General features: G+C 65.9%; 24 protein-coding genes and 2 tRNA genes. 9 read left to right on the top strand and 17 right to left on the bottom strand.

Features of this window, described 5'->3' with window-relative positions:
- Window positions 1-688: 688 nt before the first annotated feature.
- Together BLS91_RS02080 and BLS91_RS02070 are read right to left on the bottom strand one after the other, a co-directional pair.
- A complete protein-coding gene (locus BLS91_RS02080; protein ID WP_092338692.1) occupies window positions 689-871 on the bottom strand; it encodes a hypothetical protein in 183 nt (60 codons plus the stop codon).
- Between the two features lie 374 nt (window positions 872-1,245).
- Window positions 1,246-1,359 carry an ATP-binding protein gene (locus BLS91_RS02070; protein WP_420838487.1) on the bottom strand — a complete coding sequence of 38 codons (114 nt, stop codon included), beginning with the start codon at window positions 1,357-1,359 and terminating at the stop codon, window positions 1,246-1,248.
- On the opposite strand from BLS91_RS02070, the gene BLS91_RS21100 reads away from it, so the two are divergent.
- On the top strand, window positions 1,306-1,494 hold the full coding sequence (locus BLS91_RS21100; protein ID WP_420838488.1) for a hypothetical protein: 189 nt from the start codon (window positions 1,306-1,308) through the stop codon (window positions 1,492-1,494). The genes BLS91_RS02070 and BLS91_RS21100 overlap by 54 nt on opposite strands.
- Here BLS91_RS21100 and BLS91_RS02065 read toward each other — a convergent pair.
- The 5 genes from BLS91_RS02065 to serS form a co-directional block, all read right to left on the bottom strand.
- Window positions 1,476-1,566: transfer RNA gene (locus BLS91_RS02065), tRNA-Ser, on the bottom strand. The genes BLS91_RS21100 and BLS91_RS02065 overlap by 19 nt on opposite strands.
- 102 nt (window positions 1,567-1,668) lie before the next feature.
- The gene (locus BLS91_RS02060) at window positions 1,669-2,952 is read right to left on the bottom strand and encodes an LCP family protein (protein ID WP_092338688.1); all 1,284 of its coding nucleotides are present in this window, start codon (window positions 2,950-2,952) and stop codon (window positions 1,669-1,671) included.
- Window positions 2,953-3,035: 83 nt separating this feature from the next.
- Window positions 3,036-3,120: transfer RNA gene (locus BLS91_RS02055), tRNA-Ser, on the bottom strand.
- Between the two features lie 119 nt (window positions 3,121-3,239).
- A complete protein-coding gene (locus BLS91_RS02050) occupies window positions 3,240-4,055 on the bottom strand; it encodes an HAD family hydrolase (RefSeq protein ID WP_276326775.1) in 816 nt (271 codons plus the stop codon).
- Window positions 4,052-5,332 carry a serine--tRNA ligase gene (gene serS / locus BLS91_RS02045; protein WP_092338686.1) on the bottom strand — a complete coding sequence of 427 codons (1,281 nt, stop codon included), beginning with the start codon at window positions 5,330-5,332 and terminating at the stop codon, window positions 4,052-4,054. Before serS ends, BLS91_RS02050 begins: the two co-directional genes overlap by 4 nt.
- 62 nt (window positions 5,333-5,394) lie before the next feature.
- Here serS and BLS91_RS02040 point away from each other — a divergent pair, with 62 nt between their 5' ends.
- Window positions 5,395-6,390 (top strand): diacylglycerol/lipid kinase family protein, encoded by a 996-nt coding sequence (locus BLS91_RS02040; protein ID WP_092338684.1) that lies wholly within the window; start codon window positions 5,395-5,397, stop codon window positions 6,388-6,390.
- Here the strand turns inward: BLS91_RS02040 and BLS91_RS02035 are convergent.
- Window positions 6,379-6,840, bottom strand: coding sequence for a hypothetical protein (locus BLS91_RS02035; RefSeq protein ID WP_092338682.1), 462 nt, complete (start codon window positions 6,838-6,840; stop codon window positions 6,379-6,381). The two genes, BLS91_RS02040 and BLS91_RS02035, sit on opposite strands and share 12 nt — an antisense overlap.
- Before the next feature lie 24 nt (window positions 6,841-6,864).
- Window positions 6,865-7,821, bottom strand: a complete 957-nt coding sequence (gene pheA / locus BLS91_RS02030) for a prephenate dehydratase (protein ID WP_092338680.1) — start codon at window positions 7,819-7,821, stop codon at window positions 6,865-6,867.
- Between the two features lie 35 nt (window positions 7,822-7,856).
- Between pheA and pgm the strand changes: the two genes are divergently transcribed.
- On the top strand, window positions 7,857-9,473 hold the full coding sequence (gene pgm / locus BLS91_RS02025) for a phosphoglucomutase (alpha-D-glucose-1,6-bisphosphate-dependent) (protein WP_092338824.1): 1,617 nt from the start codon (window positions 7,857-7,859) through the stop codon (window positions 9,471-9,473).
- On the opposite strand, the gene BLS91_RS02020 is transcribed toward pgm, so the two are convergent.
- The gene (locus tag BLS91_RS02020; RefSeq protein ID WP_159433812.1) at window positions 9,470-10,177 is read right to left on the bottom strand and encodes an amidase domain-containing protein; all 708 of its coding nucleotides are present in this window, start codon (window positions 10,175-10,177) and stop codon (window positions 9,470-9,472) included. The genes pgm and BLS91_RS02020 overlap by 4 nt on opposite strands.
- A gap of 27 nt (window positions 10,178-10,204) precedes the next feature.
- On the bottom strand, window positions 10,205-10,342 hold the full coding sequence (locus tag BLS91_RS19825; protein ID WP_158252782.1) for a hypothetical protein: 138 nt from the start codon (window positions 10,340-10,342) through the stop codon (window positions 10,205-10,207).
- Window positions 10,343-10,514: 172 nt separating this feature from the next.
- Between BLS91_RS19825 and BLS91_RS02015 the strand changes: the two genes are divergently transcribed.
- On the top strand, window positions 10,515-11,930 hold the full coding sequence (locus BLS91_RS02015; RefSeq protein ID WP_092338676.1) for a GH1 family beta-glucosidase: 1,416 nt from the start codon (window positions 10,515-10,517) through the stop codon (window positions 11,928-11,930).
- Window positions 11,931-12,052: 122 nt separating this feature from the next.
- Here the strand turns inward: BLS91_RS02015 and BLS91_RS02010 are convergent, their stop codons facing one another.
- Window positions 12,053-12,976 carry an LLM class F420-dependent oxidoreductase gene (locus BLS91_RS02010; protein ID WP_092338674.1) on the bottom strand — a complete coding sequence of 308 codons (924 nt, stop codon included), beginning with the start codon at window positions 12,974-12,976 and terminating at the stop codon, window positions 12,053-12,055.
- Between the two features lie 118 nt (window positions 12,977-13,094).
- Complete coding sequence (locus BLS91_RS02005; RefSeq protein WP_092338672.1) at window positions 13,095-13,982, bottom strand: DNA-methyltransferase; 888 nt, start codon at window positions 13,980-13,982, stop codon at window positions 13,095-13,097.
- Window positions 13,983-14,031: 49 nt separating this feature from the next.
- Between BLS91_RS02005 and BLS91_RS02000 the strand changes: the two genes are divergently transcribed.
- A complete protein-coding gene (locus BLS91_RS02000; RefSeq protein ID WP_233197248.1) occupies window positions 14,032-14,370 on the top strand; it encodes a GNAT family N-acetyltransferase in 339 nt (112 codons plus the stop codon).
- 49 nt (window positions 14,371-14,419) lie between these two features.
- On the opposite strand, the gene BLS91_RS01995 is transcribed toward BLS91_RS02000, so the two are convergent.
- Both BLS91_RS01995 and BLS91_RS01990 read right to left on the bottom strand, forming a co-directional pair.
- Window positions 14,420-15,472 (bottom strand): lipoate-protein ligase LplAB, encoded by a 1,053-nt coding sequence (locus BLS91_RS01995; protein ID WP_092338668.1) that lies wholly within the window; start codon window positions 15,470-15,472, stop codon window positions 14,420-14,422.
- A 4-nt stretch (window positions 15,473-15,476) separates the two neighbouring features.
- On the bottom strand, window positions 15,477-16,325 hold the full coding sequence (locus tag BLS91_RS01990; RefSeq protein WP_092338666.1) for an alpha/beta fold hydrolase: 849 nt from the start codon (window positions 16,323-16,325) through the stop codon (window positions 15,477-15,479).
- 78 nt (window positions 16,326-16,403) lie between these two features.
- On the opposite strand from BLS91_RS01990, the gene BLS91_RS01985 reads away from it, so the two are divergent.
- From BLS91_RS01985 to BLS91_RS01970, 4 genes are all read left to right on the top strand, one after another.
- Window positions 16,404-16,925, top strand: a complete 522-nt coding sequence (locus BLS91_RS01985; protein ID WP_092338664.1) for a MarR family winged helix-turn-helix transcriptional regulator — start codon at window positions 16,404-16,406, stop codon at window positions 16,923-16,925.
- Window positions 16,922-18,397, top strand: coding sequence for an MFS transporter (locus tag BLS91_RS01980; protein ID WP_241983074.1), 1,476 nt, complete (start codon window positions 16,922-16,924; stop codon window positions 18,395-18,397). Before BLS91_RS01985 ends, BLS91_RS01980 begins: the two co-directional genes overlap by 4 nt.
- Window positions 18,398-18,554: 157 nt before the next feature.
- Window positions 18,555-19,460, top strand: a complete 906-nt coding sequence (locus BLS91_RS01975) for a DMT family transporter (protein WP_092338660.1) — start codon at window positions 18,555-18,557, stop codon at window positions 19,458-19,460.
- A gap of 104 nt (window positions 19,461-19,564) precedes the next feature.
- The gene (locus BLS91_RS01970) at window positions 19,565-20,485 is read left to right on the top strand and encodes a 2-hydroxyacid dehydrogenase (protein WP_092338658.1); all 921 of its coding nucleotides are present in this window, start codon (window positions 19,565-19,567) and stop codon (window positions 20,483-20,485) included.
- A 7-nt stretch (window positions 20,486-20,492) separates the two neighbouring features.
- Here BLS91_RS01970 and BLS91_RS01965 read toward each other — a convergent pair whose 3' ends face one another.
- Window positions 20,493-21,926 (bottom strand): ABC transporter substrate-binding protein, encoded by a 1,434-nt coding sequence (locus BLS91_RS01965; protein ID WP_233197247.1) that lies wholly within the window; start codon window positions 21,924-21,926, stop codon window positions 20,493-20,495.
- A complete protein-coding gene (locus tag BLS91_RS01960) occupies window positions 21,869-22,618 on the bottom strand; it encodes a dienelactone hydrolase family protein (protein WP_092338656.1) in 750 nt (249 codons plus the stop codon). The genes BLS91_RS01965 and BLS91_RS01960 overlap by 58 nt, the downstream gene beginning before the upstream one ends.
- Between the last annotated feature and the right edge of the window lie 45 nt (window positions 22,619-22,663).

Raw genomic sequence — 22,663 nt, 5'->3', positions numbered from 1 at the left:
CCGGCCCTCCTCGAGCACCCGCAGCTGATCACGCAACTGCTCCGCAGTGAGCTCCCCCCGAGCGAAACGCTCTTCAAGAATCCGCCTGGCACTGGCGGAATCAGCTTGCCTCGGAGCAGATCGCGTGTCATTGCTTCCGGATTTGTTCGACAAAAAACGAACAATGACATAAATGAGCACGGCGACACCCGCAATAGCTAGCAGGCCGAACCCCCAGGACCATCCCATACTTCCGTTACCCCACATCATCTGATCGTTTCCTTTCGTTTACTGATCCGTATCTCCACCATACCCCTAGCGGTATAAGTCAAGGCTGGGTAGATTGTCCACGCACGTGGAACGGCACGTACCTCACACACCGGTGCAACCCACTGAAACTCACGCAACAAGAAGGGCCCAAACGCGAGGCTTTGACAGCTTCGAACTAGGCCCAAGGGTCGCGGGATATAGCCTGAAGCCATGACGAACGGCTGGAATCGGAAGGCCATTGTTAGTGCCTAGCTCGTCACCATCTTGACCCCGATCGGGGGACACGCTAAGCCCCATACCGTTCAGTTAAGTGTTTGAATGATGCTTTCTGGCTCGTGAGCGGGTTGTGGCCAGTCGGCATGGCGAGAGCGTTTGGCGGGCCATTTCGAGACCTTGCGTTTGATGACGCGAGGGTTTGATCGTCGTCGGCGCGGGGGATTCAGCCTTCGGACGAGAGCGCGGACGGCATGACACCAGACTGCTTTGGCGTGGTCAGCTTGCGCAGGGGGGAAAAATCGCCCTGGGCAGCGCCGGGCCAGGGTCGAGTCGCTTGCGCCAGGTAGTGAGCCGTGTCGGCCAGCTCGGTGGCCTGAGTGACGAGTTCGCTATCGTGGTCGTTCATTGGGGTTTTCCTTTCACGAGATGTTGAATGGTGGGTCGCCCTTGTGCAGGGTGGCGGCGACGTTTTGGCCGAGCTCGGCTTCCACGAAATGCGTTGTGGCGGCATCGCGGGCGAGCCGTTGGCCGCTGCGGTTTTCGCCGGTGTTTTCGATGACGCGCAGTTTGGTGATCTGGATGCTGCCGGCCGTGACGACCTCGGAGTCGAGAGCCAGGTTGCGATGATGGTGCGTGTGGACTGTGTTTTGTCAACTTTATGTCGGCCATTTGTGCGATAAATATCCGGCCAGTGTGGCGTGATTTCCGGCCAGTTGAGCACGGTGGTCAGAACGGCCGGTTTTCGGGGACGTTTTCGTCCCCGGGCTGGTGTGCTGGCGGCTATTTCATGAGGGCGTGTTTTACTCGGTAGGACTCGCCACGAAGCTGGAGGAGCCGGCCGTGGTGGACGATGCGGTCGATGGCGGCGGCGACCATATTGTCGTCGCCGAACACCGTTCCCCCGCGGGAGAATTCGTGGTTTGTGGTGATGATCAGGCTTCTTCTATTTCGGGCAAAGGAAAACCCCTGAGTCCCAGTGTTTATAAGGGATTCAGGGGTTCGAATGGCTGCGGAGACGGTGGGATTTGAACCCACGGTACCCCGTAAAGGGTACTCCACCTTAGCAGGGTGGTGCACTAAGCCGAACTATGCGACGTCTCCTTGGCGCCTGCTTGCGCAAACACACTCGTCCATCTTAGCCGCAGGCGGGCATCCGCTCTGACCATGCAAACCCGGGCAGGCAAAACAGATGCCCGCGCCCGGTTATTGGTTCTCGAGCGTGCGCCCTCTGGTGCAGGTATAGTCGCCGGCCGTTTGGCCCGTCACCGACTCCGACAGGACGACTCCCGGGGCTTCCGTGGCCACGGGGGCCTCAGTTGCCGCCGGATCGGCCGCGGCCGAGGGGTCGGTGGTTGCGACGGGAACCGGCGCTGCCTCGACGGGAGCGTTCGGGTCAGCCTCGGTACCGCGGCCGGTCGTTCCGCTGAGGGTCAGCGGCTGATCGGCCGCAACCGCCTCGAACAGGTTGTCAAAGGCCGGTTGAACGGCCTTGACCCCGCCGGTCGTGCTGCCGGTGGGCACCTGGGCGAAGACGACCTGATTGAGGTCGATGTCTTTGAGAGCGATGGCGATGGACGCGAGCGTCGTGACGCTGTTGAGGCTGTCCGAGAGGCGCATATTCGCTGTCACTGCCTTGGCCAGAGCGTAGACCTTGGTCGGATCGGAGAGGGTGTCAGCGCTCTTGATCGTGCGCACGAGCGAGGACATGAACAGCTGCTGGTTGTTGATGCGGGTCAGGTCGCCACCATCGCCGAGGCCGTGGCGGGTGCGCAGAAACTGTAGCGCGTCATAGCCCTCGAGCACGTGCTCACCCGGGTCGAGAAAGGTACCGGTGTACTCATCTTCGATGCGGCTGGCTACGCAGACCGGAACGCCGCCAACAGCGCTGGACATGGCCATGACGCCGCTGAACTGCACCTCGGCCGCGAACGGGATGGAGAGGCCGGTGAGCTCCTCCACGGTCAGCACGGTGCAGGCCAGGCCACCGTAGGTGAGCGTGGTGTTGATTTTCTGGCTGCTCATCGCACGAAACGAGCCACCCGTGGGGTCGGGGCACGAGGGGATCGCCACGAACATGTCGCGCGGAAAGCTGATGACCGAGGCGTTGCTGTGGTCTTCCGAGATGTGCAGCAGCATCGTGACGTCGTTGAGGTCGCCGGTGGAGTCTTCCGGGCCGAAGGCCGCGTCCTGGCCGACGCGGCTGTCGCTGCCGACGATGAGCATGTTCACGCCGCCGTCGATGGCACCGATCGAGGGAACCGGGCCGTTGGTCTCATTGGTGAGGTGAACGCTGGGCTGCACGCTCGTGGCGACGTCGTAAGTGGCAATCGCGCCGACCGAGAATCCGCTGACCAAAACGACGGCCAGGCTGCCCGCGATGAACTTGGCCACGGTGACGGCGGCGTTCGACTTCTTCAGGCGGCCGTGACGGGCAACGGTTTTGAGGTTCTTGGAACCGTTCGAGCGGGGGCGAAGTTGGTCGCTCACTCATGTCCTCTCATCGGGTTGTTGGCTGGTCAGCCTGAGGCGACAATCGTTGTGCGCCGGCGATTTGCATTGTGCTGGTACTGCGGAGGGCGTGGGATTCGAACCCACGAGACATTTCTGCCCACCAGTTTTCAAGACTGGCTCCATCGGCCGCTCGGACAGCCCTCCCGGTTGCCCATTCCCCGCGCGAATTGCAGCGCGGAAAGAATTGGGCGAACTGGCCCGATTCTAGCCGATGGCAGACTATACAGGCTGACAGAGGGGCCTGATAAACGGCTGGATGCGAGTCAGAGTGTGCGCAACACCATGGCGAGGCCGTCAATCTCCACATTGCCGGTGATCTCGGACCCGGCGGCGAGAACGTCGTCGGGCGACTCGCCCATGGCCACGCCGCGACCGAATTCGGCGGCCCACGCCAGCATGTCAATATCGTTGCGCCCGTCGCCGACGGCCATCACCCGCTCGCGGGGAACCCCGACCGCCACACGTACTCGCTCCATCGCGGTCGACTTGTTGACGCCGTCCGGCGCGATGTCGAGCCAGGCGGTCCACCCGATCGCATAGCTCACCCGATTCAACCCCATGCGCTCGACCACTTGGAGAAAATCCTCCATGTCGTGGTCGGGCGAGATAACGACCACGCGGGTCGCATTGTGCTTCAACAGCTCGTCGAAGTCGACCCGTTCGCTGTCCATGCCGATTGTGGCATCGGGAATCGGTTCGGTGTACCGGTAGAAACCGTGCTCGTCTTCGACCGCGAACCGGGCCGAGCCGAGGTGCGCCCGAATCGAGGTGAGCACGTCGCTCGGGTCGAAGGTCTCGACCCATTCGCGTCGGTAGCCCAGGGGCGCTGAGGCATCGCGGTGCATGGTGATGGCCCCATTGGAGCAGACCACGTAGCGCGGAGAAATGCCGAGGCGGTCTAGCACCGGCAGGGCTGCAGCTGCGGACCGGCCGGTGGCGAGCATGACCTCGTGCCCGGCCTCGGCGAGCCGCACAACCTCATCGATCACGGCCTGGCTGATCGAGCCGTCTTCGTGCATGGTAGTGCCGTCGATGTCGAGGGCGACGAGCCACGGCTCGGTCGTGACCTGTGACGTCACTTCGCTCCCTTCACCGGGAGCGGCGTCAAAACCTCGAGGCCGCCGAGGTAGGGCCGCAGCGCCTCGGGGACGCGCACCGAGCCATCCGCTTGCTGGTGCGTTTCGAGCATGGCGACGAGCCAGCGGGTGGTCGCGAGCGTGCCGTTGAGAGTGGCGACCGGCGCGGTCTTGCCCGTGTCGGTGCGGTAACGGATGTCCAACCGTCGCGCCTGGTAGGTGGTGCAGTTGCTCGTGCTGGTGAGCTCGCGGAAGGCGTTCTGGGTGGGCACCCAGGCCTCGATATCGAACTTGCGGGCCGCGCTTCCGCCGAGGTCACCGGCTGCGACGTCGATCACGCGGTAGCTGAGGCCGAGGGACTGCAGCATGCCCTCCTGGAGGGCGACGAGGCGGTCGTGCTCGGCCTCGGCGTTCTCGGGCAGCACGTAGGTGAACATTTCGAGCTTGTTGAACTGGTGCACGCGAATGATGCCGCGGGTGTCTTTTCCGCCCGAGCCGGCCTCGCGGCGGTAGCAGGTGCTCCAGCCGGCGTAACGCAGGGGTTCCTCGGACAGGTCGAGGATCTCGTCTTTGTGGTACCCGGCGAGCGCGACCTCGCTCGTGCCGGTGAGGTAGAGGTCGTCAGTGGGAAGGTAGTAGACCTCATCGTTGTGCTCACCGAGAAAGCCGGTGCCGTCCATGATTTCGGGGCGTACGAGCGTGGGGGTGATGAGCGGCACGAAGCCGGCCGCAAGCGCCCGGTCGAGCGCCATGTTCATGAGCGCAATCTCGAGGCGGGCGCCGATTCCCTTCAGGAAGTAGAAACGGGTGCCGGAGACCTTGGCGCCGCGGGCCATATCGATGGCGCCGAGCAGTTCGCCGAGCTCGAGGTGGTCGCGCGGCTCGAAGTCGAACACCGGGGCATCGCCGTGGGTGCGCAGGGTCTTGAAGTTGGCCTCATCGCCGGCCGGAACTCCGTCGATGATCGGGTTCGCGATGGTCTTGACGATCGCGGTGAAGCGAGCGTCGGCCTCGCCCGCGATGACTCCTGCGGCTTTCACCTCAGCGGCGAGGCTTTGCGCCTCGGCAACGAGCGCCTTCTTCTCGGCCCCGGGCGCTGCGGCGACGCGCTTGCCGAACAGGTTTTGCGCGGCGCGCAGGTCTTCGAACGCGGTGATCGTCGAACGCCGTTCGGCGTCGGCGGCGAGCGCGGCATCCACCGCTCCAACGGAGTCGCCACGAGCCTCCTGCGAACGCTTGAAGAGGTCAGGGTTTTCGCGTAACAGCACCGGATCAATCACCCGGCCAGTCTACAAGCGCTAGTTGGCGGGCAAACGCGGGGCGACCCAGTAGCCTAGGCCTCGTGAGCGCCTCCGAAAACTTCGACCAGCACGCCGCCGTTGTCTACAACCCGGTGAAGGTCGACCTCGCCAGGTTGCGCACGAGCGTGGCCGCCGCCGAGCAATCCGCCGGCTGGGGCGAGACGCACTGGTTTGAAACCAGCGTCGACGATGTCGGCCAGGCAGCCACGAAACGAGCACTTGACGCTCACGCCTCGATGGTGATCTCGGCCGGCGGCGACGGCACCGTGCGGGCCGTCGCCGAGGCGCTTCGTGAGTCCGGGGTGCGCATGGCCATCGTGCCGTCGGGAACCGGCAACCTGCTCGCTCGCAACCTGCTGTTGCCGCTCGGTAGTATCGATGCCGCCACCGAGATCGCGTTCAGTGGTGTCGACCGGCCGATCGATCTCGGCGTCGCCACCCTGACGACCGATACCGGCGAAGTGCAGGAACACGTCTTCCTGGTTATGGCCGGCCTCGGCCTCGATGCTCAGATGATCGCGCACACCCGCGACGATCTCAAGAAACAGGTGGGCTGGCTCGCCTACGTCGACGGGGTGGCGCGGGCGCTGCCGAAAGCGCGGCCATTTCGCATCCGCTACAGCGTTGCTGGGCGGGTTGACCGGCCGGCACAGGTGAGCGCGATTCTTGTCGCCAATTGCGGGCTGCTGCCGGGCAACCTGCAGTTTCTGCCCGACGCGCGCCTCGACGACGGCATTCTGGACATCGCGGTGCTGCAGCCTAAGGGCGTGCTCGGCTGGCTGACCATCTGGCGCCGGGTGACCTGGGAAAACGGGGTGCTGCGGCGTTCGGCGGTGGGCCGACGCATGATTCAGGCCACCGAATCGTCGAATGAGCGGGTGATGACGACCCTGCGCGGGCCGGATATTCGCATCGTGCTCGAACACGCGCAGGATTTCGAGCTCGACGGCGATGAGTTCGGCCTCGTGCGCAAGGTGCGGCTGAACGCCGATGCCGGCGCGCTCATCGTGCGCGTGCCCGCTGAATCAGGTGTCTGAACGGCGTGACGGCCGGGACCGCCAGCGCAGTGCATGGTAGAAGAGCAGACCGACGACAGTGGCCAAGCCGGTTGAGGTCATTGCCGGTCCGAGCGACCAGGAGATCTGCTGCAACAACATATCGAACGGCACCTCGCCGTCGGGAGAGTTAATGTAGCTTGAGCCACCCATCGAATCAAGAAATGTTCGCACCTGCACGCTCAGTCCGCCGATGGTGAGGGCTGGACCAACAACCCACAGGGCAACGACGAACGGATTGCGCGGCTCGAACTGGTCGAGCAGCGCGGCGGCTTCCGGCGCCGGCACCGATGCGGTTTCGGTCGGGGCAGCGGATGCCGCGGGCCCGCCGTTCGAGGTGGGCGCGAGACGGTCCGACGCGGCGGCAGCCGCCTGGGCGGCGGGCTCGTAGCCACGCTGGTAGCGGGCATCATTGTTCGGGTCGACGGTCATTCGGTGGGCTCCCCCGCGATGTGCCTATTCAACGGGTTCCCCCGCAATTAAACCGCGCAACCAGTCGCGGGCTTCGATGAAAATGCCGTCGTCGTAGCGCGAGGTGAACTCGATCGGGCGTTTGTCGGCCCGCGGATAGGATCCGAGAAAGATCACCTTGGGGCTGAACCGTCGAAGGCCCAACAGCGCATCGGCGACGCGCTCGTCGAGAATATGCCCCTCGGCGTCGACGACGAAACGGTAGCGGCCGAGGGAATCACCGATCGGCCGGGACTGAATCAGACTGAGGTTCACGCCGCGCGTGGCGAACTGCTCGAGCATCTCCAGCAGGGCACCGGAACGGTCACTCGGCAGCTCGATGATCAGGCTGGTCTTGTCGGCGCCCGTCGGCGCGGTGAGCTCGTTGCCGCGGCCGACCAGCACGAAGCGGGTGACCGCGTTCGGGTTGTCACCGATATTCGAAGCGAGAACGACGAGGTCGTGATGTTTATCGATGCCGGGTGGCGCGATCGCGGCATCCGCTTGCATGGTGTCGAGCAGGGAAGACGCGGCGGCGACGTTGCTCGAGGCGGGGATGTGGCCGTGACTCGGCAGGGTGCGTTCGAGCCAGTTGCGGCACTGGCCGTAGGCGACCGGATGCGCGTTGACGACGCGCACGTCGGCCAGCGTCGTGCCGGGGCGGGCCACCAGCACGAAATTCACCGGCACCAGGTATTCGCCGATGATGCGCAGGTTCGGCACGCTGGCCAGGGCATCCTGGGTGGCCGTGACACCGCCGTCGACCGAGTTCTCGATGGCGATCATGGCCGCGAGGCTGCGGCCGCTCCCGACGTCAGCGAAGGCCTCGCCCACATTGTTGACCGGGCGCCAGATCTGGCCCCGCGCTTCGGGTACCTGGGCCAGCGCCGCTTCGGTGAAGGTGCCGGCCGGGCCGAGATAGCTGTAGGTGCGGGCTTTGGGCGGATTCGGCGCGTCGGGCATGGCTGACAGCCTACCGGGGGTGCCAGACTGTGCTCATGAGCGAACGCGCGGGCACCCGAGCCCTGGAATCTGACCTGATCGACGTTGATGGGCTGGTCAAGGCCTATTACGATTTGAAACCGGATACCCGGGTGCCAGCCCAGCGGGTCGTCTTCGGCACCTCAGGGCATCGCGGGAGTTCCCTGAACACCGCGTTCAACGAGGACCACATCAGTGCCACAACGCAGGCGATCGTGGAATACCGCGCGGGCCAGGGCATCACCGGCCCCCTCTTCATCGGCACCGACCCGCACGCCCTGAGCGGTCCGGCCTACACGACCGCCCTCGAGGTTCTCGTCGCCAACGGCGTTCGTGTACTCGTGGACGAGTTCGACGATTACGTGCCCACCCCCTCCCTGTCGCACGCGATTTTGGCCTACAACCGCGCCGAGCACGGCGACCTGGCCGACGGCATCGTCGTCACCCCGAGCCACAACCCGCCGATGGACGGCGGCTTCAAGTACAACCCGCCGCACGGCGGACCGGCCGACAGCGATGCGACCTCGTGGATCGCGAACCGGGCGAACGAGCTCATCGCCAATGGCCTCGACGGCGTGCTGATGAGCGAGCCGAGCGCAGTGGAGACCTACGACTTTCGTGGCAACTACGTGAACGACCTCGAGAACATCATCGACATGCAGGCCATCCGCACCAGCGGAATCCGCATCGGGGCCGACCCGCTCGGCGGCGCGAGTGTCGGCTACTGGGGCGCCATCCGTGACCGTTACGAGATCGACCTGGTCGTGGTCAACCCCACGGTCGACCCGACCTGGCGATTCATGACCCTGGACTGGGACGAGAAGATCCGGATGGATCCGTCGAGTGCGTCGGTGATGGCATCCGTTGTCGCCCACAAGGACGAGTACGACATTCTCACGGGTAATGACGCCGACGCCGACCGGCACGGCATCGTCACGCCAGACGGCGGCCTGATGAACCCGAACCACTTTCTCGCCGTGGCCATCGACTACCTGTACAGCCACCGTGAAGGCTGGAAGCCCGACGCCGCGGTCGGCAAGACCCTCGTCTCGTCAACCATGATCGACCGCGTCACCGGTTTTCTCGGCCGCGACCTGTGGGAGGTGCCAGTGGGCTTCAAATGGTTCGTGCCCGGGCTCATCGACGGCTCGGTGGCTTTCGGCGGCGAGGAGAGCGCCGGCGCGAGCTTCGTGCGCTTCGACGGCACGGTCTGGACCACCGACAAGGACGGCATTCTGCTAGCCCTGCTCGCCTCCGAGATTCTCGCCGTCACCGGCAAGACTCCTTCGCAGCGCTACGCCGAGCTGGCCGAACACTTCGGCGCTCCCTCCTATGCGCGAGTGGATGCTGCGGCCACGCCCGCGCAGAAGGCCGCACTGGCCAAGCTCGACGGCTCGATGATCACGGCCACCGAACTGGCCGGTGAGAAGATCACCGGCGCCTTCAGCGTGGCCCCCGGAAACGGAGCGGCCATCGGCGGAGTGAAGGTCACGACCGAGAACGCCTGGTTCGCGGCCCGGCCGAGCGGCACCGAAGACGTCTACAAGATCTACGCCGAGTCGTTCCTCGGCGACGAACACCTTGCCCAGGTTCAGCTGGAGGCCAAGGCGATCGTCGACGCCGCGATCGCCTAGGGAACACTCCAGTAGTAGGCCGTTCCGCCCGGGTGATCCACGGTGATTGCCGTGTCGACCGAGCGGTAGTCGGAATCGAGGGTGTGCCCGGCGAACGAGATGGCAACAGTGTCGCCGACCTTCTCGACCCTGGTGACAATGCCGGTGTGGTCGCGATCGCCGGTGTTGTCCCAGTCGAACTGCACGATGTCGCCGACCTTGACCTGGTCGCGCTGCTGATCGGTCAGGGCGGTGGCCTTGCCGGCCTGCGCGATGTAGTTCATGAACGCGGTGGAACTGCGCCAGGCGGCCGACGCATCGTAGGCGTTGCCGTTTTTCGGGCTCGACCAGACTCCGTCCATGGTCCAGCCGCGGGCGATCATGGCCTGGCTGGCGAAGTTGACACAGTCGTTCTCTCCGAGCACGCCCCACTCGGCGGAGTTGTAGGTTTCGAGCTTCCAGTGCGCGAGGAGGTAGTCGATCTGCGCGGCGACGGGGGCGCTGAGGGCGGGCTCCGCTTCGACCGGGGCCGCAGCGGGTGTGTCGGTGGGGGTGGCGCGAGCCGGTTCCTCCGTCGCAGCTGAGGCGTCGGCATCCGTCGTCTGCGCCGTTTTGGTGGGGGTGGCGGGACTATCATCAAGCGCCTGCACAACGAGCGCGGTTGCACCGACCGCGAGAACGGCACCGATGGCCGTCGTCAGGCCAAGTCGCTGCCACCTAGTCAACTGCACTGTGTACTCATTTCTGATTGATTAAACGCTGAGCGCGGCGCTCAGATAGAGGCCAATCGCCGCGAGAGCGACGACCACTCCAACGATGAGGACCCCGATCAGAAACCGGCGCCGGGTGCGCCGCTGGTCGGCCTCGCTGGGTTCGTTGTTCTGCAGCATGATTCGAGCTTAGCCGCGACGAATCTGAGAGCTCCGAATGCCGCGTGCATAACTGCGGAGATCTCCGACACGATGGCCGGTACGCAGCCGATTGCGGGGACGGTTCGACCGGATGTCCGCGGTTACGCCCTCGTCACTGGTCGAATTCCTCGCCGCAGGGTAGCGTGACGTCATGTCGCAGACCCTGCCCACACCGTTCACCTGGCCGCGCGGATTTCTCTGGGGGTCGGCCACCGCCGCCGCGCAGATCGAGGGGGCCGGCCACGCTGGCGGCAAGGAGGACTCGATCTGGGATGCGTTCGCGCGGGTTCCAGGCGCCATTGCGGGCGGCGACGACCTGGAAACGGCGGTCGATCACTACCACCGGATGCCCGCCGACGTGCGTCTGATGGCTTCGCTCGGCCTCGACGCCTACCGGTTCTCGACCAGCTGGGCACGCGTGCGCCCGAATGATCGGGCCGTCAACCCCGAGGGGCTCGACTTCTACTCGCGGCTGGTTGATGAACTGCTCGGCGCCGGCATTTTGCCCTGGCTCACCCTGTATCACTGGGATCTGCCGCAGGCCCTCGAAGAGAAGGGCGGCTGGGCCAACCGCGACACCGCGTACCGGTTCGTCGACTACGCGAGCGATGTCTACTCCGCGCTGGGCGATCGGGTCACCCACTGGACCACCTTCAACGAACCCTTTTGCTCCTCCCTGCTCGGCTACGGATCGGGTGCACACGCGCCGGGCCGGCAGGATGGCCCGGCGGCGGTCGCCGCGGTGCATCACCAGCACCTCGCGCACGGCCTTGTGGTGAACGCGCTGCGCTCTGCGGGTGCTCAGAACCTCGGCATCACCCTTAATCTCACCAACGCCGTGCCGCGCGACGCCGCCGACCCGGTCGACCTCGAGGCTGCCCGGCGGCTCGATTCGCTCGCTAACCGCGTCTTTCTGGACCCGCTGCTGCGTGGTTCCTACCCGGAGGACACCCTGCACGACCTCGAGCCGTGTGGACTCGCCGAGGTCATCCACGCCGACGATCTTGAGATGATCGCGGCCCCACTCGATTTTCTCGGGGTCAACCATTACCACGACGACCTCGTGAGCGGCCATGCGGATGCCTCGGCAAGCGATGGTCACGCCGGTGGCGCCGACCGGCCCGTCGGTTCGCCGTGGGTCGGATCGGAGTACATCACCTTCCCCAGTCGCGGACTGCCGCGCACCGCGATGGACTGGGAGGTCAACCCCGACGGCCTGCGCCTGCTGTTGGTGCGCCTCGGCGAGGAGTACGACCGCCTGCCGCCGCTTTACGTGACCGAGAACGGTGCCGCCTACGACGACACCGTGAGCGCCGACGGCGCCGTGCACGATGCGGACCGCGCCGAGTACATCGTGACGCACATCAACAAGGTGGGTGAGGCGATCGCGGCCGGCGCCGACGTGCGCGGGTACTTCGTCTGGTCGCTGCTCGACAACTTCGAGTGGTCGTACGGCTACGAGAAACGGTTCGGCATCGTGCGGGTCGACTACAAGACCCTCGAACGCACGGTGAAGGACAGCGGACGCATGTACGCGGCGCACCTGCGGGCGGCGCACGCGGGCTGACCGCCCGGCTGTCCCGCGGCACGTGTTTGAGAGGTTGGCACTGGTTTGAACACGTGCGTGCTTCCCCAACGCGTGCCACGAGCGGATGCGCGACCAGCGGCATCCGCTTCGCTGGCGGCGGGCTAGCGCAGCTGGGGAACGACCTCGGCGGCCAGAAACTCCAGGTGGTCGAGGTCGGACAGGTCCATGATCTGCAGGTAGACGCACTCGACGCCGGAGTCGGCGAGGGTGCCCAGCCGGTCGACGATCTCGGAGGCCGTGCCGGCCAGGCCGTGCTCGCGCAGCTCGGCCGCCTCGCGACCGACCGCGGCAGCCCGACGGGCGAATTCGGCCTCGTCTCGGCCACCGACGGCGATCAGCGCGGCCGAATAGGTGAGCTCGGCCGGGTCGCGGTCGATGGCCTCACAGGCAGCCCGCACACCGTCGAACTTGCCCGCGATGTCTGCGAAGTCAGGAAACGGCAGGTTGAACTCGGTCGCGAAACGAGCAGCGAGTTTCGGGGTGCGCTTGGCGCCGCCACCTCCCACGATCACCGGCACTCGCACCTGTGTCGGCTTCGGCAGTGCCGGTGAATCGACGAGGGTGTAGTGCTCCCCGGCGAAGTTATACCGGTCCCCGACCGGGGTGTTCCACAGCCCGGTGATCACTTCGAGCTGTTCCTCGAGCATGCCGAATCGCTTGGCCGGAAACGGGATGCCGTAGGCGAGGTGCTCCTGCTCGAACCAGCCGGTACCGAGTCCGAGCTCGACGCGGCCGCCCGACATCTGGTCGACCTGCGCCACCTGGATCGCCAGAATGCCCGGAGGCCGGTAGGTCACAGACGAGACGAGAGTACCCAGACGGATGCGTTTCGTCTCGCGCGCCAACCCGGCCAGGGTGGTCCAGGCATCCGTCGGGCCGGGCAGGCCGTCACCGTCGCCCATGACCTGGTAGTGGTCACTGCGGAAGAAGGCGTCGAAGCCGAGCCGCTCGGTGGCCTGCGCGACGGCGAGGACGTCGTCATAGGTGGCACCTTGCTGGGGTTCGGTGAAAATGCGAAATCTCATGGGTTCTCCTCGGATCAAGCGGATGCGGGCGGGTCGTGGCACGTGTTTAGGAAGTTGGCACTGGTTTGAACCCGTGCCAGCTTCTCAAACGAGTGCCACGAGGTGGATTGAGTCAGCGTCAAGCGTCAGGGGCGAGAAATTCGACGTCGGGCACCGGCTCGAAGCGGGCGCGCATCACGGCCAGGGCCTCGGGGTTCTGGTCGATCAGCACGAAGCGGCGGCCGAGCGCGGCCGCGACCGCGCCGGTGGTGCCGCTGCCCGCGAAAAAGTCGAGCACCCAGTCGCCCTCACGGCTCGACGCCTGAATGATGCGGCGCAGGATTCCGATCGGTTTCTGGGTGGGGTAGCCGGTTTTCTCCTTGCCGGTGGGCGAGACGATGGTGTGCCACCAGACATCCGTCGGCAGTTTGCCCTTGGCGACCTTTTCGGGCGTGACCAGGCCGGGAGCCATATATGGCTCGCGATCGACGGTGGTCGAGTCGAAGTAGTACCGGGCCGGGTTCTTCACATAGACCAGAATCGTGTCGTGTTTGGTGGGCCACTTGTTCTTGGACTTCGCGCCGTAGTCGTAGGCCCAGATGAGTTCGTTGAGAAAGCATTCCCGGCCGAACAGGGCGTCGAGCAGCACCTTGGCGTAGTGCGCCTCGCGGTAGTCGAGGTGCAGGTAGAGCGTGCCGTCGTCAGCGAGCAGCCGCCAGGCCTCGATCAGGCGCGGCTCGAGAAAGGCCCAGTAGTCTTCGAACTGGTCGTCATAGCCGAGCAGATCACCCTTGATGCGTTCGTAACGTTGCCCCTTGAATCCGGTGATCGTTCCGGCCGCGTGTGAGCCGTCCACGGCGACCGACCGCACCGAGGTGGTGCTCTGCCGCTTCTGCGAACGACCAGTGTTGAATGGCGGGTCGAGGTAGATCAGGGTGAAGGCACCATCGGGTAGGCCGGGCAGCACCTCGAGGTTGTTGGCGTGGATGACACGGCTCGGGCTGGTCGGGGTCCACGCAGAAGGCATTTGTCCATTCTTTCAGCCTGCGCGCCTGCAATCGGCTTAGTCTGTCGGGATGACTGCTGAATCGATGACCATCCACTCGCAGAATCTGGCGGAAGCCGGCACACTCGAGGTGCGCCACGACCCCGAACAGAGCCGCTACACGGTGTTGCTCGATGGCGAACCGGTCGGCGTGGCCGACTACATCACCACGACGGCCGCGGTGCATTTCACCCACACCGAGGTCAATCCGGCCAAGCGTACCCACGGTTTGGCGAGCATTCTGGTCGAGCAGGCGCTCGACGACGTGCGGGTGCGCACCGACCTGGCCGTCGTGCCGGACTGCTCCTATGTGGCGCACTGGATTGACACGCACGCCGAGTACCAGGACCTGCTGACCCGCGGGCGTTGATACGTAAGCGGATGCCGGCGGCCCGGCCGGCGGCATCCGCTCGCCGTCGTTAGGGAACCCGGGTCAGCCACTCCTCGGTGCTGAACTTGTTCGCGACGAGCTCGGTGGCCTTGGCGTATTCCTCGGCGGTGACGTCACCCTCGGTGGCACCGTAGAGGCCGATGAAGGTCTCCTTCATGCGGTCGATGATCGCGGCGCGGCTCAGGCCGGTCTGGCGGCGCAGGGGATCGACGCGCTTGGCCGCGCTCGTGATGCCCTTGTCGCTGAGTTTCTCCCGGCCGATGCGCAGCACCTGCACCATTTTTTCGCCGTCCATGTCGTAGCTCATCGTGACGTGGTGCAGCACGGCGCCGCTGCCGAGGCGTTTCTGGGCGGCCCCACCGATCTTGCCGGTCGGGCTCGTGATGTCGTTGAGCGGCTGGTAGTACGCGTCGATGCCGAGCGATTTGAGCGCGGTGATGACCCACTCGTCGAGAAAGGCGTAGGAGTCGGCGAAACTCATGCCCTGCACGAGATCGGTCGGCGCGTAGATGGAATAGGTGATGACCGAGCCGGCCTCCATGAACATGGCACCGCCGCCGCTGATGCGTCGCACAACGGTGAAGCCTAACTTGGTGGCATTCTCCGGGTCGACCTCGTTCTTGAGCGACTGAAAGCTGCCGATGACGACGGCCGGTTCGTTCCACTCCCAGATGCGCAGCGTGGGCTGTCGGCGCCCCTCACCGACCTCGGTCGCGAGCACCTCGTCGAGGGCCATCTGCAGCACGGGGGCGACGGGCTTCTGCGAGTGGATGATCTGCCAGTCGTAGTCCCGCCACGTGCTCGCCTGGGACAGCGAACGGCGAATCGCCACGGCGACGGCCTCCGGCGAGAATCCGAGCAGAATGGCGCCGCTCGGCAGCGCGCCACGCACGGCGGCGGCGATCGTGGCCGCCGAGCTGCCGGCGGGCAGGCCGGTCACCGCTGCATTGATGTCTTCGAGGGCATCGTCGGGTTCGAGAAAAAAGTCACCGGCCAGACGAAAGTTGGCGATGACATCGTCGACGACATCGAGATCTACGACGACCAGTTTGCCGCCCGGAACCTTATATTCACCATGCATGGTTTCAGCCTACGGTGATAAATCGTTCGTCGAGCCAGGCCACCAGGTCGCCGATCACCTCGGAGCGGTTGGTCTCGTTGAAGACTTCGTGCCGCGCGCCCGGATACACGATCAGGCGCACGTCGCGCAGCCCGGACCGCTTGACGTAGGCGTTGACCAGTCTGAGCGCGCTGCGTTCGCCGCCGACGGTGTCGTCACCGCCGACCAGCACGAGCATCGGCAGGTCAGTCGGCAGGTCGCGAGCTGGCCGACCGAACAGGCGGGCGGCCTCTCGAATGCCGAACAGCTTGGCCAGCGGCGTCGCAGTGGTCAGCGGGTCGGCGACGAACGCCTGGGCTACCGCCGGATCGCGGCTGAGCCACTCGACCCCGGTGGTGCCGAGCGTTTTGTTTTTGCGGTTCAGGTCGCCACCGTCAAGGTATCCGGGCCAGCGATAGGCGGTGCCCGAGAGAACGATGGCGTCGTACTCGGCGGCGTGCTCGTTCACGATCATCTGTACCATGAACGATCCCCAGCTGTGCCCGAGCAGCACGAGCGGCAGAGTCGGGTTTTCCGAGCGGATGATTCCGCTCAGCTGATGCACGCCCGCCACCGCCGCGCGCAGCCCGCCCGCGCCGAGTCGCCCGAGCAATGTGTGGTCGCCGCCGTGCTGGGCGAGTCCGGTCTGGCCGTGACCGAGGTGGTCGTCGGCGTACACCGTGTAGCCGGCCCGGTTGAGGTCTGCGGCGAGCGTGGCATAGCGCTGGGCGTGTTCACCGACGCCGTGCGCGAGCTGGATGACGGCGCGCGGGGCGTCGACCGACCAGACGTAATAGGTAATGAGCCGGCCATGGGCATCCGTATATGTGGGCACGAGGCCAGTCTGCCCTGTTGCGGTGGGCTTCCGGTTGCCAATGTACTTAGCAAGGCTAATTTGCTATGCTAAGGATCTATGGAATCGCGAACACACCCCAAAACTGCCGCCCTCGGCGTCATCAAGGCGCAGCCGCCGGTCGGCGCACCACAAGCGGCCGCAGTACACCCCACAGCCGCACCCAACACCGCCGAACTCAGCCACGAATTTCGACTCGCCAACGGCCGCCTGGCCCGCCGCCTGCGCCAAGAGAAGGCCGAGAACGAGCTCGGAAGTGGCCAGTTCTCCGCGCTCGGCGTGCTTCATGTGCACGGACCGTTGACGCTCACCGAACTCAGCGAGTTCGAACGCGTCACCCCGCCGTCGATGACCCGCACGGTGAAATGCCTCGTTGATGCCGGTCTCGTGGCCCGCACCGATTCCACACTCGATGGCCGCAAGATCGTGCTGAGCACAACGGACGCCGCGAGCGAAATGATGACCGAAACGCGCAAGCGTCGAGATGCCTGGCTGGTGCAACGCGTCGCCCAGCTCAGTCCCGCACAGCGCAGCACCCTCGCCGACGCGACCTTGATCATGAAGGAGCTCGCCGACAGTTGAGCGCCATGTTTCGCTCGCTGAGCGTCGTCAATTACCGCATCTGGTTCGCCGGGGCTTTGGTGTCGAACATCGGCACCTGGATGCAGCGCACCGCGCAGGACTGGATCGTGCTGACCCAGCTCACCAACTACGACGCCACGGCGGTCGGCATCACCATGGCGCTGCAGCTTGGCCCGCAGCTCGTGCTGATGCCCTGGTCCGGCCTCATCGCCGATCGGTTCAACCGGCGCAAGCTGCTCATTCTCACCCAGACCCTGATGGGCCTATTGGCGCTCGGCCTCGGCATTCTGACCGTGCTCGAGGTAGCCCAGCTCTGGCACGTCTATCTGTTCGCGCTCGGCCTCGGCGTTGTCGCGGCGATCGACGCGCCAGCCCGCCAGACGTTCGTCTCCGAACTCGTCGCCGAAGACCAGCTGTCGAACGCGGTGGCACTCAACTCGGCGTCGTTCCACGGTGCACGCCTGATCGGCCCGGCCGCGGCCGGCCTGCTCACGGTCGCCGTCGGCGCCGGCTGGGTCTTCATGATCAACGCGGTCACCTTTGCTGCGACGGTCTTCGCCATGACCCTGCTGCGCACCCACCAACTGCGCCGCCAACCAAAGGCGTCACGGGAGCGCGGACAGCTGCTGGCCGGCTTCCGTTACGTGCGTGGCCGTTCCGACATCGTCGTCGTCATGATCGCGGTCTTTCTGATCGGAACCTTCGGCCTCAACTTCGCCATCTTCACGTCCACCATGGCCACCATCGAATTCGGTAAGGGGGCTGCAGAGTTCGGCCTGCTCAGCTCGATCATGGCCATCGGCGCCGTCATCGGCGCGCTGCTCGCTGCCCGCCGCAGCCGCGCCCGCCTGCGACTCATCGTGCTCGGCGCCGGCCTGTTCGGCCTGGCCTGCGCGCTGTCCGCAATCATGCCGACATATGCAACTTTCGCCATATCTCTCACCCTGGTCGGCTTGTCGTCGCTCACGCTCATGACCACGGCGAACGCCTACGTGCAGACCACGACCCGGCCCGAGATGCGCGGCCGCGTGATGGCGCTGTACATGGCTATCTTCGTCGGCGGCACTCCCCTCGGCGCGCCGCTCGTTGGCTGGGTAGCGGATGCCTTCGGCCCACGCTGGGCGCTTGGCCTCGCCGCGGTCTCCGGCCTGCTGGCTGCGGCCGTCGTGCTGTTCTGGATGGTGCGGTATCGCCGGCTGCGGGTGCACGTGCATCCGTTCTCGTCACCGCGGGTGCGCGTGCTTCACGCCGGCGACGGGCGCGATGTGCCGCTCGCGACGCCGAGTCGCCGGGGCGGGACCGCCGTGCTCGAGCGCGAGGAGCCCGAGCCAGATCGCGATGGGGACACCACGCTGGACCCGGATCGCGATGGGGACACCACGCTGGACCCGGATCGCGAAACTGCCGCCGAACGCAACCGCGAGACCGCCACCCGCGAGATCGCGATCGTCGAGGCCACCGCCCCGCGCTGAGTTCGGGTGCTCAGTGGACAACTTCGAGGGGTGCGGCGCGATCGACACCCCTCGAAGTTGTCCACTGAGGGCCAGCGCGGGACGAGCTAGGGTCGAAGGGCAGACCCTCTTCGAACACCAGGCAGGTCATGACCACTCTCACCACCCGAACGCGCGCATGAAGGCCACCATTGCCCTCATCGTCGCCACCCTGCTCTGGGCCGGCAACTACATCGTCGGCGGAATCGCCGTGCAGACCCTCTCCCCCGTTGAGCTAACCTGGCTGCGCTGGCTGCTCGCCTGCATTCCGCTGCTGATCCTCGCCCAAGTGGTCGAGCGCCCGAACTGGGCCCGGGTACTACGCCACTGGCCCCGGCTGCTGCTACTCGCAGCCCTCGGCGTTGGCGGCTACAATCTGCTGCTCTACACCGCCCTGCAGTACACGACGCCGCAATCCGCGTCGCTCATCAACGCCGCGAATCCGGCCGTGATGGTGGTGCTCGCGGCGGTTCTGCTGCGCGAACGCATCGGCTGGCGAGGTATTGCCGGGCTGGCGCTGGGGCTGGTGGGAGTGGTGCTGATCATCACCAACGGTGCGATCGCATCCGTTTTCACGCGCACACCCAACACGGGCGACCTGCTCATGGTTGGCGCGATCGTGGTGTGGAGCCTCTATACGATCGTCGGTCGCGGGCTGCCAGTGCCGCCGATCACGGCCACGGCCCTGCAAGGCACCTTCGTCGCGGTGCTGCTCGCGCCGGTCGCCTTGCTCGGTGGGGTGCGCTGGCCAGCGGATGCCGCCATCGGCTGGGCCGTGATCTTCATCGCGATTTTTCCCTCGATCGGCTCCTACGTGCTGTGGAACGCTGCGCTCAAGAGCATTCCGCCGATTCGGGCCGGCCTGTTTCTCAACCTGATCACGGTGTTCACGGTGGTCATCGCCGTCGTGCTCGGCGCCCAGCTGACCACGCCGCAGCTCGTCGGCGGCGTGATCGTGTTCGCGGGTGTGGCGCTGAGCACGCTGCGGCCGTCCCGCCCGCTGGCGCCCCAGCCCGTGCTCGACACCGCGAGGCGAGGGCTTTAACCGGGACGGGCCCAGGCCCCGTCCGTGGGCCCAGTTTATAAACTGGGCCCGGGGACGGGGCCTGGGCCCCGTCCAGAGAGAGCGGGGCAAAGTAGGCTCGGGAGATGAACTCACTGCTGGTCAGCCTGCCCGACTCCGTACTGCGCGAGGCGGTCGGGGAACTGCCCGACGGCGTTGAGGTAGTGGAGTGGGCGCTCGACGGACCGTCGCCACGACCCCGGTTCGACCTCGTTGTCACGCCGTACATGGGTAAGACCGACCGGCTCGCGCATCTCGCCGGCGTCGATGCCGGTTTGGTGCAGAGCCAGTCCATCGGCTACGACGGCGTCGACCGGGTACTGCCTGCCGGGCACGTGTTCGCGAACGCCGCGAGCGTGCATGAAACCTCCACGGCCGAACTCACCCTCGCCCTCATCCTGGCCTCGCAGCGCGGCATTCCCGATTTCGTGCGCGCCGCGGACGCCGGCGAGTGGGCGCCCGCGCAGCACGCCAGCCTCGCCGACCGCACCGTGCTGCTGCTCGGCTACGGCGGTGTCGGCCACGCTATCGAGAGTCGGCTGCTCGCCTTCGAAACCACGGTGATCCGCGTCGCCCGCACGGCTCGCAGTGACGAGCGCGGCAACATCTACGGCTTCGAGTCCCTGCCCGAACTCCTGCCCCAGGCCGATATTGTGGTCGTCGGTGTTCCGCTCACGGCCGAGACGACGAACCTGGTTGACGATGCATTCCTGGCCCAAATGCGTGACGGAAGCCTGCTCGTGAACATCGCTCGCGGTGCGGTCGCCGACACGGAAGCGCTGCTCGCGCATGCGAGCAGCGGCCGCCTCAGGCTCGCCCTCGACGTGACCAGCCCCGAACCGCTGCCGGAGGGGCATCCGCTCTTCGCACTGCCGAATGTGCTCATCACCCCGCACGTCGGCGGCGCGTCGAGCGCCATGCTGCCGCGCATGGCCCGCCTAGTGCGCGCGCAAATCGAGCGGATGCTGCGCGGCGAGACCCCGCTCAACGTCGTGTTGACGAGTTAGCCGCCGCTCAGCCGGCGACGGCCGCGTTGGCCGCTTCCTGCGCGGTGCGCAACGCCTCATCGACGGGAATGCGGCCGAGGAACATCTCGGCGAAGGTCGACTCGAACGCGTCGGAGGCCTCGGCCCACTTCGCGCCCTGCGGCGCCTGTACACTGCCGTTGGCGAGCACGTCGATGAACGCGTTCACGTCGATGCCCTGCTCCTGCCACGACGCGACATAGCTGGCCTGCGCACCGATGACGGCCGGCGACGCCGAGCCGTCGGCGCCGATCGCCGCACTACCCTCGGTACTGCCGAGCCACTCCAGCAGTTTTTGGGTTTGTTCCGGATGCTTCGAGTCGGCATTGCCGGCGGCCACGACGCCGTTGGTGACGCTGATCGCCCCGGACGGTCCAGACGGAATCGCGGCCACACCCCAGTCGAAGCCGGCCCCCTCGTTCACGTTGCTGAGGTTGTAGACGCCGCTCTGGAACAGGGCCATCTTGCCCTGCAGAAACTGGTCGAGTGCGAAGTCGCCGTTGAGGTTGGTGTCGGCGGCCGATGGGGCCACGTGGTACTTGTTCATCAGGTCGATCACGTACTGAAAGGCCGCGGCGCCTTCGGCGGTGTCGAACACGAACTCGTCGCCGTCTTGCAACGCTGACCCGTTCGAGCCGAGATAGTTGAGGTAGATGGCGTTGAGGTCGTTGGCCGCGTTGTAGCCGTACTGCACGATCTGCGCGGGGTCGAAGGCCGCGCTGTCGGCGGTGTTGCCGTTGGCGTCGACGGTGAGTTTCTGCAGCACCGGCAGCAGGGTGTCCTCGCCGGCGGCGGGATCCCAATGCAGTTCACCGACGGTGGCCGGGTCGATGCCGGCCACCGACAGGAGTTCTTCGTTGTAATACAGCCCGATGCCGGGGTCGGCGAGCTGGGGCACTCCCCAGAGCGCGCCGTTCAGGGTGTACTGACCGATGACGCTGGGCTGCCAGTTGGTCTGCGCGGCCTCGCCAAGGGCATCCGTTACATTTACGAGGTTACCGTTGACGGCATAGTCGGCGAAGTTGCCGGCGTTCACCCAAAACACGTCGTCGGCGGTCTCGCCGGCCACGTCAACGCGCAGCTTGGTGAAGTAGTCGGCCCACGGCACGACGTTCACCGCCACGTCGATGCCCGGGTTGGCTTCTTCGAACGCCGCGAACGACGTTTCGTAGGACTGCGCGACCTGCTCGTCCCAGACGCGCAGGGTGAGCGTGGTGTCGGAGCCGGTTTGCGGTGTCAGCGCGAGCGCGGTGGCCACGCCGCCGATCGTGACAACGGATGCGACGGTGACGATGGCGATAATGGTCGAGCGTTTGGCGATGGGGTCCCCTTGGGTCTGTTGGAGGCTACCAGCCGCCAGCCAGGTCAGGGCTTCTGTGACGCCCCAAGGTGTTCGCCGAAGAACGCCTCGATACGCGTCCACGCGGCGGCGGCGGCCACCGGGTCGGGGCCGGCACCGAGAATGCGCTTCAGCATCGGGCGCAGCATCCGCGGCCCGGTCTCGGCATCGTTGAGAAAGGCGTGGCCGGCACCCGGGTATTCCTTGACGTCGTGCTCGATGCCCAGCCTCGCCAGGGATGAATCGAGGGCGGCTGCCGCGCCGACCAGAGAGCGGTCCGCGCCGCCGAAGCTACCGACGATCGGGCAGGCGCCGAGCAGGTGATCGTCCAGGTCTTTCGGGAGCCGACCATAGTTGACCGAGGAGACGTCGAAGCCGCGCGTCGCCGTGGCGAGGGCGAACCCGCCACCCATGCAGAAACCGAGAACACCGATGCGTCCGGTGCAGTCGCCGCGTTCACTCAAAAACACGCGCGCCGACTCGATGTCGACGAAAGCCCGGCCGGCACCGGCCGACAGAGCACGAAAGGTGCCGACGAGGCACTTGCGGGTTCCGCCCTCGGTGAAGAGGTCGGGCATGAGCGCCAGGTATCCGGCCTCGGCCATTCTGACGGCCTGGTGGCGCATCACGTCGGTGAGGCCGAACGCCTCATGCACGAGCACGACTCCGGGCCAGGGGCCATCGCCGGCCGGGATCGCGAGCACGGCTTTCAGGCCGGCGCTGCCACCCGGCCCGTCGGGCAGTTTCAAGTCGATGAGCTGGGGTGCAGGGGTCATGGTCTCTCTCGGGTTGGCTGAAACTGTATCCGCAATCCGCGAGAA

It is taken from the genome of Cryobacterium flavum (genome assembly GCF_900103805.1).
GTDB lineage: Bacteria > Actinomycetota > Actinomycetes > Actinomycetales > Microbacteriaceae > Cryobacterium > Cryobacterium flavum.
This window is presented reverse-complemented; position numbering and strand designations above follow the sequence as displayed.